Consider the following 17,804-nt stretch of genomic DNA (forward strand, 5'->3'; position numbering starts at 1 on the left):
GCTGCATCCGAACTGGCACTCGGCGCGTAGATAGTGGCCGGCACGGGTCGTCGGGCAGCGTCGGATGGAGACCGGAATGGCGAGCGACACCGCATCGACGCAGAAGGCGGGAGAGATCGAGGCGGCCCTGCTTGCCTGCGCTTCGGGCGATAAATCTGCGCTGCGGCGCATCTACGATGCCGAGTGCCCGCGTATGATCGGTGTGGCGCAGCGCCTGCTCAGGCGTCGTGCGCTCGCTGAAGAGGCGGTGCAGGATGCTTTCGTGCTGATCTGGCGGCATGCCGCGCGGTTCGATCCGCAGCGCGGCGCAGGGTTGACCTGGATCTATGCGATCCTGCGCAATCGCGCCCTCTCGATCCTGCGCGACGAGAAGCGGACCGAGTTGAGCGAGACACCCATCGCCGATGAAACGGCGAGCGAAGAGGACGATCCTGAGACGGTGATGACGAAGCTGTCGGATGCCAAGGCCCTGCATGCCTGCCTGGAGACGCTGCCCGAGCAGCGCCGCGGGCTGGTGCTGCTCGCCTTCGTCCAGGGGCTCACCCATGGCGAGATCGCCGGCCGGCTGAAGCTGCCGATCGGCAGTGTCAAATCCTGGATCCGGCGCTCGCTGATCACGCTGAAGGAGTGCCTCGGATGAGCATCACTCCCGATCGCGACGAAACCCCGCAGGACCGCGACGTGCTAGCCGGCGAATATGTGCTCGGCCTCGTCGAGGGCGCCGACCGCAACGCGCTGGAGCAGCGGATCGAGCAGGAGCCAGCGCTCGCGGCCTCGGTCGAAAGCTGGCGCGACCATCTTGCGGCCATCGACGCCACGGCCCGGCCGATCCCCCCCTCGCCCGGACTCTGGTCCCGGATCGAGGCCGAGATCGCGGCGATCCTGCCCGCGGCCGAACGCGGGCGCAGCAAAGCGATCAAGGCCGGCAACACGCTGGCCAATTGGTGGAACAGCCTGTTCGTCTGGCGCGGCGCCGCCTTTGCCGGCGCGCTGGCGGTCATCCTGCTGGCGATCGGCCTGAACGGCGCGCTCGACCGGGCCAAGCGCCAGCCTCTCATGGTCGCGGTGCTGCTGACCGACACCAACGTGGCCGCCGCCGTCGTCAACACCTTCGCCGACGGCCGTGTCGAGATGGTGCCGCTTCAGAACATCGCGGTGCCGGAAGGCCGCGCACTGGAAATCTGGACGCTGTGGGATCGCGCGGTCGGCCCGCGCTCGGTCGGCCTGATCGACCGCGCCCGCACCACGCCGCTCAGGCTAGACCAGCTGCCGCTCGGCAAGGACCAGCTCTTCGAGATCACGATCGAACCGGCGACCGGCTCGCCCACCGGCAGGCCGACGGGGCCGATCGTGGCGAAGGGCACGACCGCGCAGACGCTCTGACGTAGGCGGCGGCGGATCAGAAGATGCCGCCGCCCGCTCCGCCATCCCGTCAACGCATTGCGCCGCTGAAATCGCTGCGCATCGGCACCCAGCTCTGCACCTGCCGCGGCTCGGCCAGCAGTTCTGGCAGCCGCGTCCAGAAGGGCTGGCGATAGTCGCGATGCATCTGGACCCGAGCGACATCGTCGGCATCCGACCAGCTCTCGTAGAGCATGAAGCGGTTCGGCGCCTCGTTGTCGCGGTGCAGCACGGCGTTCAGGAAGCTGTGCTCATGCCGCATCGCGTCGAGGACCGGTTTGAGCAGTCCCAGGAACTCCTCTTCCGAACCGCTCTTGACGACGAAGGTAATGAGATAGGTGACGATCATGCCGTGCTCCCGGTCTGTAGCACAGCAATATGCACGCCTCGGTGCCCGGGCAATTACACCGCAGGTTATTGATCAGACCACGACCGTGATCGTCTCCGCCGCTCGGGTCAGCCCGGTATAGAGCCACCTTGCGCGGTGCTCGCGGAAGGCGAAGCTCTCGTCGAAGAGCACGATGTCGTTCCACTGCGAGCCCTGCGCCTTGTGCACCGTCAGCGCGTAGCCGAAGGTGAACTCGTCGGTGTGGCGGCGCAGCTCCCAGGCAATCTCATCCTCGGTACCGTCGAAGAAGTTCGGCAGCACCGAGACCTTGACCGGCTTGGCCGAAGGGTCGTCTTCCGGCGTCACCCGCATCGTCACCAGCCCCTTCTTCGAGGTCTTCAGCTCCTGCACGATCCAGGAGCCGCCATTGAGCAGGCCCTTGCTCTTGTCGTTGCGCAGGCAGACCAGCTTTTCGCCGGCGACCGGCACCGTCTCGGTCCGGCCCATGATCTGCCGCATGCGGGCATTGTAGCTGCGCCGCGTCTTGTTCATGCCGACGAGCACCTGGTCGGCGCTCATCACCAGTTCGGGATCGACCTCGCTGCGCCGGATCACCCGGCTCGGGCCGTACTCCCCGACATCGAGCCGCCCGCCCTCGCGCACGATCATCGACATTCGCACGATCGGGTTGTCGGCCGCCTGCCGGTGCACCTCGGTCAGCATGATGTCCGGCTCGGTCTCGGTGAAGAAGCCGCCGCCCTTGACCGGAGGAAGCTGCGCCGGGTCGCCCAGAACCAGCACCGGCGTGCCGAAGGAGAGCAGGTCCCGGCCGAGTTCCTCGTCCACCATCGAGCATTCGTCGATGATGATCAGCTTGGCCTTGGCGGCATTGCTCTCGCGGTTGAGCACGAAGGTCGGGCTCTCCTCGTCGACGCCGCGCGAACGGTAGATCAGCGAGTGGATGGTCTGCGCGCCGACGCAGCCCTTGTTGCGCAGCACCAGCGCGGCCTTGCCCGTGAAGGCGGCGAAGGCGACGTCGCCATCGACGGCCTCGGCGATATGGCGGGCGAGCGTGGTCTTCCCCGTGCCGGCATAGCCGAACATGCGGAAGACCTGCGGCTCGCCGGCCTGCAGCCAGCGTGCCACGGCGCTGAGCGCATCGTCCTGTTGGGGTGACCAGCTCATAGGCGGATAAGGTCGAACGGAATCATGCCGCAGATGGGGCCTTAGTCGCATCCCGATGGCAAGAGCGGCGGTGTCTCCCGCCTCACGCGGCGCGCAGGCGGCGGACGAAGTCGAAGGCTTCGCGTTGCAGGGTGCCGATGCGCTCGTCGAGAGCGCCGGCGCTGGCCGCGCCCATATCCGCCTGGGCGACCGTCTGGGCATTGGCGACCGCGATCTCGGCCATCGCCCCGGCCGCGTTCTCGGTGACGCCGGAGATAAGCGACACCGTCTCGCCGAGCGAACCCAGCAGTTCCGCATGGGAGCCGACCATGGCCGAGATCTCCGTGCCGGCCTGCTCGACCGCGCCGACGCTGCTGCCGATCGCCCAGACGGCTTCGGCTGCCTGAGACAGGGCTTCGTTGACGTGGCCGATCCGGCCGACGATGCGCGCCGTCGCCTCGCCGGTCTGGCCGGCCAGTTCCTTGACCTCGCTGGCAACCACGGCAAAGCCGCGACCATGGACGCCCGCCCTCGCTGCCTCGATCGTGGCATTGAGGGCGAGCAGGTTGGTCTGCCGCGCGATGGCCTCGATGATGCCGACGACCTCGCGTATCTGCGAAGCGTTGTCGGTCAGGCGCTGGACCAGCGCCGTGGTCCCTTCTGCGTCCCGCGCCGCGCCGGACGCCATCACTGATACCCGGCTGACCTCGTAGCGGATCTGGTCGACGACGCCTTCCAGCCGCATCGCGGCCTGGGCGCTGCTCTGCGCTTCCGCCCCGGCGCTCTGCACGGAGAAAGCAGCAGTCTCGGCACTCTTCGAGACCTGATGGACGCGGACGGCCGAATCCTGGAGCGCCATCCGCAGGACCTCGCTCGCCCCGGCGATCTCGCCGAGCAGCGTGCCGAGCCGCTGCTCGAACTCGTCGGCAATCCGCTCCAGCTCCCGCGTCCGCTGCTGGCGGTGCTCCCGGGCGAGGTCGGCTTCCGCTTCCCGCGTCACCAGCGTCGCACGAACCTCGCTGAGCGCCCTTACTGTTCGGGCGAGTTGCCCGATCTCGTCGGACCGGCCCTGATGCGGGACCTCGACCGCATCGGTCGATTGGGTCGTGCGGGCGATCGCCGCCATGAGATCGCGCAACGGCCGCGTCAGATGCGCCCGCAACAGAAGGAAGGCCAGCCCGGCGCCGGCCAATGTCAGGCCCAACGCCAGCGCGATCGTCTGGCGGCGCACGGTCGTGACGAGGTCCTCGGCCTCGACCTTGGCGGCTTCCGCCCGCTTAGTGAGCCCGTCGCGCATCGCGGTCGTCGTGACGATGATCTGATTGACGTTCAGGCGCGCCGCATCGGCCCCAGCCTCCAGCAGCGCCGCCTTCGCCGACACGCGCCGGCCGATGTCGACGATGCCACGCTGGAAGTCGATGAACGTCCTGATGCTCCGGTCGAGCCCCGGATTTTCCTCGATCATCTCCGGCGGCAACGCGGATACGAGGCTGGCGCGGGCCGAATCGACCATATCGACGGCAGCGTCGAGCCGGTCGAGTGCCTGCTCGACTTCGCGCCCGGCAGCCGCCTCGTCGAAGCTGCTGAGCAGCGAGGCATAGGTCACGCGGCTGGTCAGGAGCGCGGCCCGATTGGCCAGCGCGAGCGCGCCGATGGCTTCCTCGTCGATGCGGTGGACGGCCTCGAGGCCGCGCAGGGCGCTGATCAGGCCGCCACCCGAGGCCAGGCTCAGAAGGGCAAAGAGCAGGATGATCTTCGCCGTCAGTCCAAGTCTTCGCATCGTCGAGGCCGCCATCGTCGGGAAACGATCCGCGATTTCGCAGATGCGAACGAACAGCGGGTTAACGGCAGGCGAAAACCCGATGTCTTTCAATCCATTAGCCGGTTACGGATCGGCCCGGGCGCAGGCTTGCCTCGGCATGCGCCAGCTGGGCGAGGCGCGCTACAGCACGCCGTGCCGCTCGAACACCGAGCGCAGGCTCGCCCCAGCCAGCAGTTCCTCGCGGGTCGTGTCCTCGGCCTCGATCTTGGCGAGCGCGCGCCGAACCACCTCCGGTGCCATCGCCTTGGGCACGACGACGGCACCGTCCGCATCGCCGAAGACGAAGTCGCCCGGCTCGACCCGCGCGCCTGCGATCTCGATCGGCTCGTCCATCGCCATCATCTCGGCCCGGCCCTTGGTGTCGAGCGGCCCGATCCCGCCATGGAAGACCGGAAAGCCCAGCTCCTTGATGCGGCGGATGTCGCGCACCAGCCCGTCTGTCAGGCAGCCCGCGGCGCCGCGGACCTTGGAGGCCGTCGTCAGCAACTCGCCCCAGGGCGCGATCCGGTCGGTCGGCCCGTCGCAACCCAGCACCGCGACCTCGCCCGGCTGCAGGCTGTCGATCAGGTCCATTTCCAGCGCGTAGGGGTTGTGCCCCTCGGGCAGATGGTAGCGCTTCATGTAGAGCCCGGTCCGGGCGAATCCGCACAGGATCGAGGCCTCGTCCAGCGGCCGCACGAAAGGCTTTAGCGCCTGGTTCGGCGCGCCGAGCTCGTCCAGCACGTCGGAGAGCACCGCGGAATAGAGCTTCGTCCGCAGCGTCTCGAGGTCGAACGCATCCAACAATCCCGACATTCCGTTTCCTCCCCGGCCCACCGGCCTCGATCGCGCCTCGATGCGGGCGCTTGCGAGGGCCAGAGTGGGACCGGAGGACGGCTGCGGTCCAGCCCTCGCGACGCATGATGCCATGCCGCCGCGAGAAGCTTGCGGCTCACCAGGGGATCGTCTCGCCCTGCCAGGTCCGGAAGCTGTTGGTCTGCGCCATGCCGGAGGCGTCGATGGTGGCGATCAGGCCGCCGGCGCTCTCGGAAGGGGCGATGTCGGCGCCGCCGCCGCCCATCTCGGTGCGCACCCAGCCGGGATGGAACAGCAGCACGCTGATATTGTGCTCGCGCACCGCATTGCCGAACACCACCATCGCCATGTTCACCGCCGCCTTCGATGAGCGATAGACGACGCTGCCCGAAGGGTTGCCGCCGATCGAGCCCATGCGGCTCGAGATCGTCGCGATCTTGCGGCCGCTCCCCGCCTCGACATTCGGCAGGAAGGCCTGCGCCACCCGCAGCGGCGCATAGACATTGACCTCGAAGACCTCGCGCCAGGCATCGAAATCGGTGTCGAGCGCGCCCTGCCGGTCGCGCGGGCCATAGAGCCCGGCATTGTTGACCAGCACGTCGATCGGGCGCCCCGCCAGGGCCGCCTTCGCCGCCGCGACGCTGTCGTCGGAGGTGACGTCGAGTTCGAGCGGCGTCACGGCCGCGACATGCTCGGCCGCGAGCTCGGCCAGCGCGCCGCCCCAGGGGTCCCGCGCCGCCGCGACGACATGGTCGCCCCGCCGCACCAGTTCCATCGTCAGCGCAAGCCCGATGCCACGATTGGCGCCGGTGATCATCCAGGTCTGGGGCATGGCGAAATTCCCTTCGGTTAGGCATAGACGCAACGGCGGCGCAGTAACCGCCGGCGAAGATATCCGGCGTCGCCCGGACGATATGGTGTCAGGATGCGGCTCCGACAGAGGGCGGAGCCTGATTTGATGGGAGAGATGACAGAATGGATCGGCGCCAATTCATCGGTGCAGCCGCGGCAAGCGCCGCCGGCCTCGCCTTGCCCGCTACCGCAAGGGCGCAGGAACTGCCTCCGGGGCCGGTTCGGATGGTCGTCGGCTTCGCCGCCGGCGGCTCGACCGACGCCATGGCCCGGCTGATCGGCGAGCGCCTGTCGCAGCGGATCGGCCGCGGCGTCATCATCGAGAACAACGCCGGCGCCTCGGGCCGCCTCGCCGCCGAGCAGGTCAAGAAAGCCGCTCCGGATGGCTCGACCGTGCTCGTCGGCAATATCGGCCTCGTCGTGCTGGCGCCGGTGACCTTCAAGAACCTGAGCTACGACGTCTTCGCCGATTTCGAGCCGGTTGTCCGCGCCGCCGATTTCCAGCTCGCCGTCGCCGCCTCGCAGCAGACGGGTGCGGCCGACGTCGCGGCCTTCATCGACTGGCTCAAGAAGAACCCCGACAAGGCCAATATCGCCGTGCCGCTGCAGGCGAGCCTGTCGCATCTCACCGGCCTGCGCTTCGTCGAGGCGGCCGATGCCAAGGTCGAGATGGTGATCTTCCGCGGCATGGCCTTGGCGATGCAGGACGTGCTGGCAGGAAGGCTTTCCGGCGCCGTCGCGACGGTCGCCGATTTCAGCGAGCAGCACCGCGCCGGCACGCTGAAGGTGATGGCGGTGTCCGGGGCGAAGCGCTCGCCCGCCTTGCCCGACGTGCCGACCTTCACCGAAGCCGGCGTCAAGGGCTTCGAGAGCAATGGCTGGAACGGCTATCTGCTGCCGAAGGGTACGCCGCAGGGCATCGTCGAGCTCTACAACCGCGAGATCTCCGCGATAGTCGCTTCGCCCGAGATCGCCCAGCGCTACGAACAGCTCGGCTTTGTCGCGCCGGAGGCCAACACGCCAGCCCAGTTCGCCGCGGCGATCAAGGCTGGCATGGAAGCCTGGCGCCCGCTGGTCGCGGCCGCCGGCCTTCAGCAGTAAGCCGCTACGCGGCCTATGGGAGGGCGCTCAGCCCTCCCGCTTGCCATAACCGCCGGCAGTTGGCGTGATCACCGTCACCGCCTCGCCGGCGTCGAGCCAGGTCTGGTCGGAGGGCTTCAGCTCCTCGACCGCGCCGGACAGGCGCCGCACCAGCGTCTTGCCGACCTGGCCGGGTTCGCCGCCCTTGGCGCCGAAGGGCGGAACCTTGCGGTGCGAGGCCAGGATCGCGCAGTCCATGCCGGTCCTGAACCGGATGGTGCGGCTGGTGCCGTCGCCGGCGTTCCATCGTCCCTTGCCGCCGGAGCCGGCCCGGATGTGGAAATCCTCCAGCACGACGGGGAAACGCGTCTCAAGGATCTCCGGATCGGTCAGGCGCGAATTCGTCATGTGGACATGCACGCCGGAGGTGCCGTTGAAGCCAGGCCCTGCCGGAGAGCCCGAGCAGATCGTCTCGTAATACTGGTACTGGTCGTTGCCGAAGGTCAGGTTGTTCATCGTCCCCTGCGAGGCCGACATCGCCTCCAGCGCGCCGAACAGCGTGTTCGTCACCGCCTGCGAGACCTCGACATTCCCCGCCACCACCGCTGCCGGATAGCGCGGCGCCAGCATCGAACCCTCGGGCACGATGATCCTGATCGGCCTGAGGCACCCCGCATTCATCGGGATCGCATCATCAACCATGACGCGGAAGACGTAGAGCACGGCGGCCCGCGTCACCGGGGCCGGCGCGTTGAAGTTGTCCGGGCGCTGCTCGGAGGTGCCGGTGAAATCGACGGTCGCCTCGCGCTTTTCGCGATCGATGGTGATCTTCACCTTGATCGCGCAGCCCTGATCCATCGGATAGGTGAAGGCGGCATCGTGCAGCTTGGTCAGGAGCCGCGCCACGCTCTCCGCCGCATTGTCCTGGACATGGCCCATATAGGCCTGCACCACCTCCAGCCCGAAGGAGCCGATCATCTTGCTCAGCTCGGCGACGCCCTTGGCGTTGGCCGCGATCTGCGCCTTCAGGTCGTTGACGTTCTGCACGACGTTGCGGACCGGATAGCGCGCCCCGGTCAGGATCGCGACGAGTTCGTCCTCGCAGAACCGCCCTTGGTCAACGATCCTGAAGTTGTCGATATAGACGCCCTCTTCCTCGATCACGGTCGCCAGCGGCGACATCGAGCCCGGAGCCGTGCCGCCGACATCGGCATGGTGGCCGCGGCTCGCCACCCAGAACAGGATCTCCTTCTCGGCCTCGTCGAAGACCGGCGTGCAGACCGTGATGTCGGGCAGATGCGTGCCGCCATTATAGGGCGCGTTCAGGCAGTAGACGTCGCCCGGCCTGATCACCGGATTGTTCTTGATGACGGTCTCGACCGACTTGTCCATCGAGCCGAGATGCACCGGCATGTGCGGCGCATTGGCGACGAGCGCGCCGGTCTGGTCGAACACGGCGCAGGAGAAGTCGAGCCGCTCCTTGATGTTCACCGAATAGGCGGTGTTCTGCAGCGTCACGCCCATCTGCTCGGCGATCGACATGAACAGGTTGTTGAAGATCTCGAGCATCACCGGATCGGCCCTGGTGCCGATCGCCGCCTGCTGGACCAGCGCCTTCGTACGATCGAGCACGAGATGGTCCTTGGCCGTAAGCTTGGCTGACCAGCCCTCCTCGACCACCACGGTCTGGTTGGGCTCGATGATGATCGCCGGCCCCGCGACGCCCTGGCCGGGCCGCATCGCCTCGCGCCGGACGATCGCCGCCTCGTGCCATTGCCCCTTCGAGAAGAAGCGCGTGCGTTCGGCCACGCCCGGCTCGCCGGCGCTCTCCGCGGCGACCGCCTCCTCGAATTTCGCGCCGCCGCCGACGGCCTCGACCTCGACCGCCTCGACGACCAGCGCCTTGCTCTCGTCCATGAAGCCGAAGCGGGCCTTGTGTGCGGTCTGGAAGGCGGCCTTCATCGCTTGCGCCTCGCCGGCCGGGACCGCGATGGCGGTATCGGTGCCGGCATAGCGGACATGGGCACGCGTCAGCAGCGTGATCTCGGCTTGCGGCACGCCCTGCCCCACGACCTCGGCCTGCGCATCGGCGGCAAGGCCGCGAGCGAGCGCCTCGACGGCCGCCTGCGCGCCGCCATCGAGGGGCACGTCCAGCGCCACCGTGCGGGTCGAGCGGATCTCGGCCAGCCCCATGCCATAGGCGGAAAGCAGCCCCGAGAACGGGTGCAACAGCACCGTCTTGATGCCGAGCGCATCGGCCACCAGGCAGGCATGCTGCCCGCCGGCGCCGCCGAACGAGTTCAGCGCATAGCGCGTGATGTCGTAGCCGCGCTGCACCGAGATCTTCTTGATCGCCTCGGCCATGTTCGCGACCGCGATCTGCACGAAGCCGTCGGCGACCTCTTCCGCCGAGCGACCGTCACCGACCTCGGCGGCGAGCGCGGCGAATTTCGTCTTCACCGCCTCGACATCGAGCGGCTGGTCGCGACCCTCGCCGAAGATCGCCGGGAAATAGGACGGGATCAGCTTGCCGACCATGACGTTCGCATCGGTCACCGCGAGCGGCCCGCCGCGCCGATAGGCCGCCGGCCCGGGATTGGCCCCGGCCGAATCCGGCCCGACGCGGAAGCGCGCCCCGTCATAGTGGAGAATGGATCCCCCGCCTGCAGCAACCGTGTGGATCAGCATCATCGGCGCACGCATGCGCACGCCCGCCACCTCGGTCTCGAAGGCGCGCTCATATTCGCCGTCGAAATGGGCGACGTCGGTCGAGGTGCCGCCCATGTCGAAACCGATGACCTTGTCGAAGCCGGCCGAACGCCCGGTCTCGGCGAGGCCGACGACCCCGCCGGCCGGGCCGGAGAGGATGGCGTCCTTGCCCTGGAAGAGCTCGGCGGCGGTGAGGCCGCCCGACGACATCATGAACATCAGCCGCGCGCCGGTGCGGGCGATGTCGAGCTCTTCCGAAACCTGCGCGACATAGCGGCCGAGGATGGGCGAAAGATAGGCATCGACCACGGTGGTGTCGCCGCGCCCGACCAGCTTGATCAGGGCCGAGACCTCATGGCTGACGGAGACCTGCGGGAAACCGATCTCGCGGGCGATCCTGCCCGCGAGCTGCTCATGGGCCGGATAGCGATACGCGTGCATGAACGCGATGGCGACGGCCCTGAAGCCGGCATCGTAATGCGCCTGCAGCGCGGTGCGGATCGCGAGTTCCTGCGGCACCTGCTCGACCACGCCGTCAGCGAGAACCCGCTCCTCGACCTCTACGACCGCGTCATAGAGCTGGTCCGGCTTGACGATCTCCTTGGCGAAGATGTCCGGCCGCGCCTGGTAGCCGATGCGCAGCGCGTCGCGGAAGCCCTTGGTCGTCACCAGCAGGGTGCGGTCGCCCTTGCGCTCGAGCAGCGCATTGGTCGCCACCGTCGTGCCCATGCGGACCTCGCCGACCAGCCCGGCGGGGATCGCCTCGCCGGCCCGCAGCCCGAGATGGTCGCGGATGCCCTGCACCGCCGCGTCGCGATAGGCGCCTGGATTCTCCGAGAGCAGCTTCCTGGCATGGAGCTTGCCAGACGGATCCCTGCCGATGACATCGGTGAAGGTCCCGCCCCGGTCGATCCAGAAGTCCCAACGCGACGACGACATCCTGATCTCCCTTCGGCTGCGCACCGCCCATATCGATGACATTTCATCGATAATTTGTCGATGTGTCGTTGACAAGGATGAATCGGCGGATACGATCGCGATTGTGACCGGAACATGGCTGAGGGGCCGGGCGGTCGCGACGGAGGATGCAATGACAGGATCAGCCCTGGCAATCGGACACGCACGGCCTATCGCGTCCGGGAGGCCCCGCTGATGCTCCGCCGCGCGCTCGATGGCCTCTATCTCTGGGCCGGCTACGCTGCAGGCGCCTTTCTGGTCCTCATCTTCCTGCTGATGATGGGTTTGTCGCTGGGTCGCGAGGTCGGCTTCAACATCCCTGCCGGCGACGACTTCGCCTCCTGGTGCATGGCCGCGATGGCCTTCCTCGGCCTCGCCCACACTTTCAAATCCGGCGACATGATCCGCGTCGGGCTGTTGATCGACCGGTTCAAGGGCCGCGGCCGCTGGTATTTCGAGGTGTTCTCGCTGGTGCTGGGGCTCGGCTTCGTCGGCTTCTTCGCCTGGCACGCCGTGGTGATGACCTGGCAGTCCTACGCGTTCAACGACGTCGCCGGCGGCGTCGTGCCGATGCCGCTCTGGATCCCGCAGATCGGCTATTCGGGCGGGCTCGTGATCCTGTTCATCGCCTTCCTCGACGAGTTCGTCCATGTCGTCCTGCGCCGCCTGGAGCCGCGCTACGAAAAGCCGCCCGCGCAATCCGACGAGGAGATCGTCGAGCGCGCCATGGCGAGCGGGGTCTGATCGCATGTCGATGATCGAGATCTCCGGGCTGCTCCTGCTGCTGCTCATCGTCTTCCTCGCCGGCGGCGTCTGGATCGCGATTTCGCTGATGGCCTGCGGCTGGGTCGCCATGCAGTTCGTTGCCGGCGGCATCCCGGCCGGCGCCGTGCTGGCGACGACCATCTGGGGCAACAGCGCCTCCTGGACCCTGGCCGCGCTGCCACTCTTCATCTGGATGGGCGAGATCCTCTACCGGACGAGGCTCTCCGAGGAGATGTTCCGCGGCCTCGCCCCCTGGCTGAACTGGCTTCCCGGCCGGCTGATGCATGTCAACGTGCTGGCCTGCGGCATCTTCGGCTCGGTCTCCGGCTCCTCGGCCGCGACCTGCGCCACCGTCGCCAAGATCGCCCTGCCGGAGCTCAAGAAGCGCGGCTACAACGAGAAGCTGGCGCTCGGTTCGCTTGCTGGCGCCGGCACGCTCGGCATCCTGATCCCGCCCTCGATCACCATGGTGGTCTATGCGGTCGCGGCCAACGTCTCGATCATCCAGATCTTCCTTGCCGGCTTCCTGCCCGGCCTGCTCGTGATGACCCTCTATTCCGGCTACATCGCGGTCTGGCACATGATCTATCCCGACCAGGCTCCGCCGAAGGAGCCGAGCATGATCCTGCGCGAGAAGCTCAGGGAATCGGCCCAGCTCATCCCCTGCATGCTGCTGATCGCGCTCGTCTTCCTCTCCCTGATGCTGGGTTGGGCGACGGCGACCGAATGCGCCGCCTGGGGCGTGCTCGGCTCCTTCGGCATCGCCTGGTGGTCGGGCTCGCTGACGAAGGAAGCCTTCTGGCAGAGCGTGATGGGCACGACCCGGATCACCGGCATGATCATGCTGATCCTCGCCGGCGCCTCCTTCATGTCGACCTCGATGGCCTATACCGGCATCCCGGCAGCGCTGGCGGCCTGGGTGGATTCGCTCCACCTCTCGCCCTATGCGCTGATCGCCTCGCTGACGGTGATGTACATCATCCTCGGCACGGCGCTGGACGGCATCTCGATGATCGTCCTGACCACCGCGATCGTGCTGCCGATGATCAAGGCCGCCGGCTTCGATCTCGTCTGGTTCGGCATCTTCCTCGTGCTGATCGTCGAGATGGCCGAGGTCTCGCCGCCGGTGGGCTTCAACCTGTTCGTGCTGCAGACCATGTCCGGCAAGGACTCCAACACGGTGGCGCTGGCCGCCCTGCCCTTCTTTTTTCTGCTGGTCGCCGCCGTGGCGATCATTACGATCTTCCCCCAGATCGTGATGTTGCTGCCGCAGATGGCGTTTCCACCGCAATAGGCTCTCCAGAACACACGATCGGCAAATAACGGGAACGGAGAAAAGCAAGATGACGCGCAACGAATTCATGAAGGGCCTTCTGGCGGTCGGCGTCGCGGCCGGGACGCTCGCGCTCGCCGCTGGTGGCGCAATGGCGCAGACCAAGTGGAACCTGCCGGCCGCCTACCCGGCCGACAACCCGCACAGCGAGAACCTCGTCCTCTTCGCCAAGGACGTCGAGGCCGCGACCGGCGGCAAGCTTACGATCACGGTCCACCCGAACGCCTCGCTGTTCAAGGCGCCGGAGATCAAGCGCGCCGTCCAGACCGGCCAGGCCCAGATGGGCGAGGTGCTGCTCTCGATCCACGAGAATGAGGACCCGATCTTCGGCATCGACGTGGTGCCGTTCCTCGCCTCCTCCTTCCCGGAATCGAAGAAGCTCTATGCCGCCTCGAAGGCCGCCGTCGAGAAGAAGCTCGACAGCCAGGGCGTGAAGCTGCTGTTCATGGTCCCCTGGGCGCCGCAGGGCGTCTACACCAAGAAGGACGTCAACACGCCCGACGACCTGAAAGGCCTGAAGTGGCGCTCCTACAATGTCGGCACGACGCGCCTCGGCGAGCTGTTCGGCATGCAGTCGGTCACCATCCAGGCGGCGGAGCTGCCGCAGGCGCTGGCCACCGGCGTCGTCAACTCCTTCATGTCCTCGGGCGGCACCGGCTATGACTCGAAGGCCTGGGAGACGCTGACCCATTTCTACGACACCCAGGCCTGGATCCCGAAGGACGCCACCTTCGTCAACAAGGCAGCCTTCAACGCCCTCGACAAGGCGACGCAGGACGCGATCCTCAAATCCGCCGCCACGGCCGAGGAGCGCGGCTGGAAGATGTGGCAGGAAAAGGCCGGCTGGTATCTCGACCAGCTCAAGGCCAAGGGCATGAAGGTCCAGGCCCCGAGCCCCGAGCTGGCGGCCGGCTTCAAGAAGGCCGGCGACACCCTGACCGCCGACTGGCTGAAGAAGGCCGGCGCCGAAGGCCAGGCCATCATCGACGCCTACAAGAAGATGTGAGGCGATACGCCCTGAAGACTGCGGCCCCCTCTCTCCTCTAAGGAGAGAGGGTTCCCCGCGACCCATTTTGCAAGCGACTGAATGCCCGATACCTCACCGAACGTAAGCGAACTCGGCCCCATCGTCTCCTCCGGCCATCTGGCCGCGGGCGCGATGCCGGCCCTCTCGGAGTTCGAGTTCGCCATGACCATGACGGTGCATGCCTTCCAGCGTTGGATGGTCCGCTGCATGGCAGCCGCTGGCGTGCCCGATCTCTCGCCGCTCGACGTGCTGGTCCTGCACAACGTCAACCATCGGTCCAAGCCCAAGCGCCTCGCCGACATCTGCCTCGTCCTCAACATCGAGGACACGCATCTGGTGAACTACGCGCTGAAGAAGCTCGAGCGCCTCAAGCTCCTGAAGTCCGGCCGCAAGGGCAAGGAGAAGACAGTCTCCGTCACGCCTGCGGGCGAAGACGCCTGCCGGCGCTATGCCCAGATCCGCGAGCAGCTCCTGGTCAGGTCGGTGCTCGGCACCGGCATCGACCCGAAGCGCCTCTCCGAGATCGCCGCTGCCATGCGCTCGCTGTCGGGCCAGTACGACCAGGCCGCAAGGGCCGCCGCGAGCCTGTAGAGCGGGTCCCGACCCCCATCGGCACTCCCGTCATTGAGCGCACGGGTCTTGCCTTTGGCAAGCAAGACAGGCTCCGCGAAGGAACCCAGGGGCGGCAGCGCTCCACGTCCCCCCGGATTGCTTCGTCGCTTTGCTCCTCGCAATGACGGAGTGCGCACGGAAAGCCCCGCCGGCCGAGGCCGCGAGGTTTCCGGCGAACCCTGAGGGGATGCGCGGGACGATGAGGGCGTCGCAGTCGACTGGCTGCGAGCCGATAGTCGATGTCGAGTCGAAGTCGAGCAGCGCGACCGGCCGCCCTCCTCGTCCCGCGCGCGGTTCTCTGGGGGTCCGTCGTCGCTTGAGAGTCCGGCAAAGGACCCGCGCCTGCCTGTTCGGCCCGGACGACGAACGGCACCTCCATGGCCGGAAAGCCCGCGACGGCCCCGGCCATGAACACCGCTACCCCGCCCGGCCGCACGACGCCTCGCGACAGCCCCCTTGGTCGGGCGGAGCGAGGGGAGAATAGGCAGCGGTTTCGAGGGCGGGGATAACTTTGCGATCAGGCAGGCGCGCTGGGCTTGCCATCGACGCGAGCGAAAGCGAAGCAATCGACCGGCCGCAGGGCTCTGCCCCCCTGGATTGCCGCGTCGCTTGCGCTCCTCGCAATGACGACATTAGGCCATTGATCCGAAACGGAAAAACACTGTCACCCCGGCTTGCCCGGGATGACTTCGTGCTTCTGTGAGAACCCGGTCGCCCTGGCAGCGCAACAAAGCTTGCTCAGGGCCTCACATAGGTCCAGCCCTGCTCCTGCAGTTCCATGACGCGGACCACTCCGGATTTCACCATCGAGACCTCGGGAATGAGGGTGATCTCCTTGTTCTCGGCCTTGGTCATGTTCTCCTGCGTATTGGCGCAGCCCCTGAAGGCGATGCCCGGCGTGCTCGCCGCGATCGACTTGATCCGCGCCTTCACCGGAGAGGTGTCCTCGCGCAGCATGTTCAGGCCAGGACCGAAGGTCACGACCTCGATCTCGACCTTCTCGCCGAGATCCTTGTAGTATTGCGACACGTTCTGGGCGTTGTTGAGCGCAAGATTCATCGTTGCCGGGTCGTTGGTGTTGACCTGCAGGACGAGCCGGTGAGATTTCGCTTCCGGATCGGTCCGCTTCGATATCTGCACGGCGGTTTGCTTGGCATCCTGCGCCGAGACAGGCATCTCGGCGCCGGAGAGAGCCGCAAAACCGATCAGAGCAGCCAGGCCGACATATTTCCCGATAGTCATCACTGCATCTCCATCGGTTCGAGGATCAGGGATTTGCTTGTCTGACCGCGCTCGGCCACCTGCACGCCGCGGCGATCTTCTCCCGCACGGGCTTCAGCCCCGCGAGGGAAAAGCGCCCCTCGAGGACCGCCCCCGGGCGGGGCAGAAGGCGTATGTCGAGATCGCCGTCGTCCGGAAGCGACGAGAGCAGTTGCACGATGTCACCTTTCAGGGCGGCGGCGCTTCCGGTGGCCAGGGAGACGGCCGGGAGATGCCGAGGCTGGCCGTCATCGACCCGATAGGTCGCGGTGAACTCGGTGGCAGCACCGGGCAGCCCGGAACCCGAGACGATCAGCTCGGTGCGACCTGCCCGGCAGGCGATCGAAAGCTGCGTCAGCGCGTTTCCCGAGCCGCCGCGCGCATGGGTGGTCGCGGTCACGATCGGCGCGTAATTGACCGGCGAGGACATCTGGCTGACCACCCAGTTGTCGCTGCCGCGCGCCGGGGTCTCGGTCGGGCCGATGCTGCGCGACAGCCTGTCGAGGCATTCGAGCCGCGCCGCTGGCTCCAGCGCCGCACATGAGCGCAGGGCCGCCATCGGGTCGTCGCCCCCCTGTGCCAGCGCGACCCCGCTGACGCACTCCAGCGCCATGGACAGGAAGACTCCCTTCATTGCGACGCCCGCGCGGCACGCGGCTGCCTGTCCAGCCAGTCCTGCGCCGCCGAGAAGCGGTCGAGGCCGGGAACGGTGGCCGCGAGATTGATCGACTTCCATTTCGGGTCGAAGCCCGGCCCCTGCAGCTTGTCGATGCGCGAGAACAGGAGATCGACGAAGCGCGCGACGCGCTGGTAGCGGTTGGTCTGGACAGGCCAGTTGAAGGCGACCAGCGCGGTCGGCACGGCGATGGTCGGCACCCGCTCGCCCTGCTTGATCAGCCCGGGATACTCCCCCGCCTCCAGCACCGCAGGAAGATAGTAGTCCTCGAACTTCCTATCGTACTGGACCGACAGGAACTTGAAGCCCGGATCGAACTTCCCGCGCACGAAAGCGTCGATCGGCTTCGAGGTGATGAACACCACGGCCGCCATCTCGCCCTTGCGCATCTGCTCCAGCGCGACCGGATGGGGAATGAAGGTCTTTTCGGCATCGATGCCGAGACGGCTGAAGATCAGCGGTCCCGAATAGGCGGCAGCGGTGCCCTGGGTGTTGAAGTTGACCTTTTTGCCGGCGAGGTCCTCGAGCTTCTCGATCTCCGGCCGGACGAAGATATGAAGCTCGGACGGAAAGAGGTTCAGCAGATAGGTGATCCGCTTGCGGATATTCGGCACCGCGATGCGATACTCCTCCAGCGAGTCCGAATTGACGATCGCCGTATCGACTCCGCGCAGATAGAGCAGCGAATTCACGTTCTCGGTCGGACCTCGGGTGACGATCGGCAGCAGATGCAGGTTTGCCCCGTCATCGACGACACGGGCCATCTCGGCGCCCAGCCGGAGCGGCGCCCCCTCCAGCAATCCCGCGGCGAGGCCGACGGTCCAGGCATTGGTCTTTTCCAGCTCCGTCTGGTGGGACGGGGCGCGGCGCTGCGAAACAGGGGCATCCCCTCTCGCTGTCTGCGCGGAAAGACCAACCGGGTGGAACCCGGCAACGAGCGCAGTCAAGGCAGCCAGCAGAAGCAAGTGACGTCTCGGAAGTATTGTCATTCCTGAACTCCCTCTCGTGCGCCGAAATCAACCT

General features: G+C 67.1%; 16 protein-coding genes. 7 read left to right on the plus strand and 9 right to left on the minus strand.

The features are described from left to right. Window positions 1–76 precede the first annotated feature (76 nt). Window positions 77–640 (plus strand): sigma-70 family RNA polymerase sigma factor, encoded by a 564-nt coding sequence (locus ASE63_RS20310; RefSeq protein WP_156410504.1) that lies wholly within the window; start codon window positions 77–79, stop codon window positions 638–640. Further along, complete coding sequence (locus ASE63_RS20315; RefSeq protein ID WP_056805636.1) at window positions 637–1,383, plus strand: anti-sigma factor; 747 nt, start codon at window positions 637–639, stop codon at window positions 1,381–1,383. The genes ASE63_RS20310 and ASE63_RS20315 overlap by 4 nt, the downstream gene beginning before the upstream one ends. A 49-nt stretch (window positions 1,384–1,432) precedes the next feature. On the opposite strand, the gene ASE63_RS20320 is transcribed toward ASE63_RS20315, so the two are convergent. The 5 genes from ASE63_RS20320 to ASE63_RS20340 form a co-directional block, all read right to left on the minus strand. Continuing rightward, complete coding sequence (locus ASE63_RS20320; protein WP_056805640.1) at window positions 1,433–1,750, minus strand: putative quinol monooxygenase; 318 nt, start codon at window positions 1,748–1,750, stop codon at window positions 1,433–1,435. Window positions 1,751–1,822: 72 nt separating this feature from the next. Next, entirely contained in the window at window positions 1,823–2,914 is a 1,092-nt protein-coding gene (locus tag ASE63_RS20325) for an ATP-dependent RecD-like DNA helicase (protein ID WP_056805642.1), read from the minus strand. 82 nt (window positions 2,915–2,996) lie between these two features. Further along, window positions 2,997–4,673 carry a methyl-accepting chemotaxis protein gene (locus ASE63_RS20330; protein ID WP_162261813.1) on the minus strand — a complete coding sequence of 559 codons (1,677 nt, stop codon included), beginning with the start codon at window positions 4,671–4,673 and terminating at the stop codon, window positions 2,997–2,999. 162 nt (window positions 4,674–4,835) lie between these two features. Next, window positions 4,836–5,510 (minus strand): RraA family protein, encoded by a 675-nt coding sequence (locus ASE63_RS20335; RefSeq protein ID WP_056805648.1) that lies wholly within the window; start codon window positions 5,508–5,510, stop codon window positions 4,836–4,838. 136 nt (window positions 5,511–5,646) lie between these two features. After that, window positions 5,647–6,342, minus strand: coding sequence for an SDR family oxidoreductase (locus ASE63_RS20340; protein WP_056805651.1), 696 nt, complete (start codon window positions 6,340–6,342; stop codon window positions 5,647–5,649). Window positions 6,343–6,485: 143 nt separating this feature from the next. Here ASE63_RS20340 and ASE63_RS20345 point away from each other — a divergent pair, with 143 nt between their 5' ends. After that, window positions 6,486–7,463 (plus strand): tripartite tricarboxylate transporter substrate binding protein, encoded by a 978-nt coding sequence (locus ASE63_RS20345; protein ID WP_056805654.1) that lies wholly within the window; start codon window positions 6,486–6,488, stop codon window positions 7,461–7,463. 27 nt (window positions 7,464–7,490) lie between these two features. Here the strand turns inward: ASE63_RS20345 and ASE63_RS20350 are convergent, their stop codons facing one another. Beyond that, window positions 7,491–11,090 carry a hydantoinase B/oxoprolinase family protein gene (locus ASE63_RS20350; protein ID WP_056805657.1) on the minus strand — a complete coding sequence of 1,200 codons (3,600 nt, stop codon included), beginning with the start codon at window positions 11,088–11,090 and terminating at the stop codon, window positions 7,491–7,493. A gap of 213 nt (window positions 11,091–11,303) precedes the next feature. Here ASE63_RS20350 and ASE63_RS20355 point away from each other — a divergent pair, with 213 nt between their 5' ends. From ASE63_RS20355 to ASE63_RS20370, 4 genes are all read left to right on the plus strand, one after another. Next, the gene (locus ASE63_RS20355; RefSeq protein ID WP_056805660.1) at window positions 11,304–11,852 is read left to right on the plus strand and encodes a TRAP transporter small permease; all 549 of its coding nucleotides are present in this window, start codon (window positions 11,304–11,306) and stop codon (window positions 11,850–11,852) included. Window positions 11,853–11,856: 4 nt separating this feature from the next. Further along, window positions 11,857–13,167 carry a TRAP transporter large permease subunit gene (locus tag ASE63_RS20360; RefSeq protein ID WP_056805663.1) on the plus strand — a complete coding sequence of 437 codons (1,311 nt, stop codon included), beginning with the start codon at window positions 11,857–11,859 and terminating at the stop codon, window positions 13,165–13,167. 49 nt (window positions 13,168–13,216) lie between these two features. Beyond that, window positions 13,217–14,212, plus strand: coding sequence for a TRAP transporter substrate-binding protein (locus tag ASE63_RS20365; protein WP_244491494.1), 996 nt, complete (start codon window positions 13,217–13,219; stop codon window positions 14,210–14,212). An 81-nt stretch (window positions 14,213–14,293) separates the two neighbouring features. Further along, window positions 14,294–14,824 (plus strand): winged helix DNA-binding protein, encoded by a 531-nt coding sequence (locus ASE63_RS20370; protein WP_056805665.1) that lies wholly within the window; start codon window positions 14,294–14,296, stop codon window positions 14,822–14,824. Between the two features lie 759 nt (window positions 14,825–15,583). Here the strand turns inward: ASE63_RS20370 and ASE63_RS20375 are convergent. The 3 genes from ASE63_RS20375 to ASE63_RS20385 are packed head-to-tail and all read right to left on the minus strand — an operon-like array spanning window position 15,584 to window position 17,770. Beyond that, window positions 15,584–16,087: a hypothetical protein gene (locus tag ASE63_RS20375; RefSeq protein WP_056805669.1), complete on the minus strand. Its 504-nt coding sequence runs from the start codon at window positions 16,085–16,087 to the stop codon at window positions 15,584–15,586. A gap of 25 nt (window positions 16,088–16,112) precedes the next feature. Beyond that, window positions 16,113–16,739 carry a hypothetical protein gene (locus tag ASE63_RS20380; RefSeq protein ID WP_156410506.1) on the minus strand — a complete coding sequence of 209 codons (627 nt, stop codon included), beginning with the start codon at window positions 16,737–16,739 and terminating at the stop codon, window positions 16,113–16,115. Then, on the minus strand, window positions 16,736–17,770 hold the full coding sequence (locus tag ASE63_RS20385) for a TAXI family TRAP transporter solute-binding subunit (RefSeq protein ID WP_056805675.1): 1,035 nt from the start codon (window positions 17,768–17,770) through the stop codon (window positions 16,736–16,738). The genes ASE63_RS20380 and ASE63_RS20385 overlap by 4 nt, the downstream gene beginning before the upstream one ends. Window positions 17,771–17,804 lie beyond the last annotated feature (34 nt).

It is taken from the genome of Allobosea sp. Root381 (assembly GCF_001429395.1).
Taxonomy (GTDB): domain Bacteria; phylum Pseudomonadota; class Alphaproteobacteria; order Rhizobiales; family Beijerinckiaceae; genus Allobosea.

Excerpts from the sequence above, each read along its gene's own strand:
- ASE63_RS20345 (WP_056805654.1), top strand. The coding sequence starts at position 6,486 with ATGGATCGGCGCCAATTCATCGGTGCAGCCGCGGCAAGCGCCGCCGGC.
- ASE63_RS20380 (WP_156410506.1), bottom strand. The coding sequence starts at position 16,739 with ATGAAGGGAGTCTTCCTGTCCATGGCGCTGGAGTGCGTCAGCGGGGTC.
- ASE63_RS20335 (WP_056805648.1), bottom strand. The coding sequence starts at position 5,510 with ATGTCGGGATTGTTGGATGCGTTCGACCTCGAGACGCTGCGGACGAAG.
- ASE63_RS20320 (WP_056805640.1), bottom strand. The coding sequence starts at position 1,750 with ATGATCGTCACCTATCTCATTACCTTCGTCGTCAAGAGCGGTTCGGAA.
- ASE63_RS20360 (WP_056805663.1), top strand. The coding sequence starts at position 11,857 with ATGTCGATGATCGAGATCTCCGGGCTGCTCCTGCTGCTGCTCATCGTC.
- ASE63_RS20365 (WP_244491494.1), top strand. The coding sequence starts at position 13,217 with ATGACGCGCAACGAATTCATGAAGGGCCTTCTGGCGGTCGGCGTCGCG.
- ASE63_RS20330 (WP_162261813.1), bottom strand. The coding sequence starts at position 4,673 with ATGCGAAGACTTGGACTGACGGCGAAGATCATCCTGCTCTTTGCCCTT.
- ASE63_RS20350 (WP_056805657.1), bottom strand. The coding sequence starts at position 11,090 with ATGTCGTCGTCGCGTTGGGACTTCTGGATCGACCGGGGCGGGACCTTC.
- ASE63_RS20370 (WP_056805665.1), top strand. The coding sequence starts at position 14,294 with ATGCCCGATACCTCACCGAACGTAAGCGAACTCGGCCCCATCGTCTCC.
- ASE63_RS20355 (WP_056805660.1), top strand. The coding sequence starts at position 11,304 with ATGCTCCGCCGCGCGCTCGATGGCCTCTATCTCTGGGCCGGCTACGCT.
- ASE63_RS20315 (WP_056805636.1), top strand. The coding sequence starts at position 637 with ATGAGCATCACTCCCGATCGCGACGAAACCCCGCAGGACCGCGACGTG.
- ASE63_RS20340 (WP_056805651.1), bottom strand. The coding sequence starts at position 6,342 with ATGCCCCAGACCTGGATGATCACCGGCGCCAATCGTGGCATCGGGCTT.
- ASE63_RS20325 (WP_056805642.1), bottom strand. The coding sequence starts at position 2,914 with ATGAGCTGGTCACCCCAACAGGACGATGCGCTCAGCGCCGTGGCACGC.
- ASE63_RS20385 (WP_056805675.1), bottom strand. The coding sequence starts at position 17,770 with ATGACAATACTTCCGAGACGTCACTTGCTTCTGCTGGCTGCCTTGACT.
- ASE63_RS20375 (WP_056805669.1), bottom strand. The coding sequence starts at position 16,087 with ATGACTATCGGGAAATATGTCGGCCTGGCTGCTCTGATCGGTTTTGCG.
- ASE63_RS20310 (WP_156410504.1), top strand. The coding sequence starts at position 77 with ATGGCGAGCGACACCGCATCGACGCAGAAGGCGGGAGAGATCGAGGCG.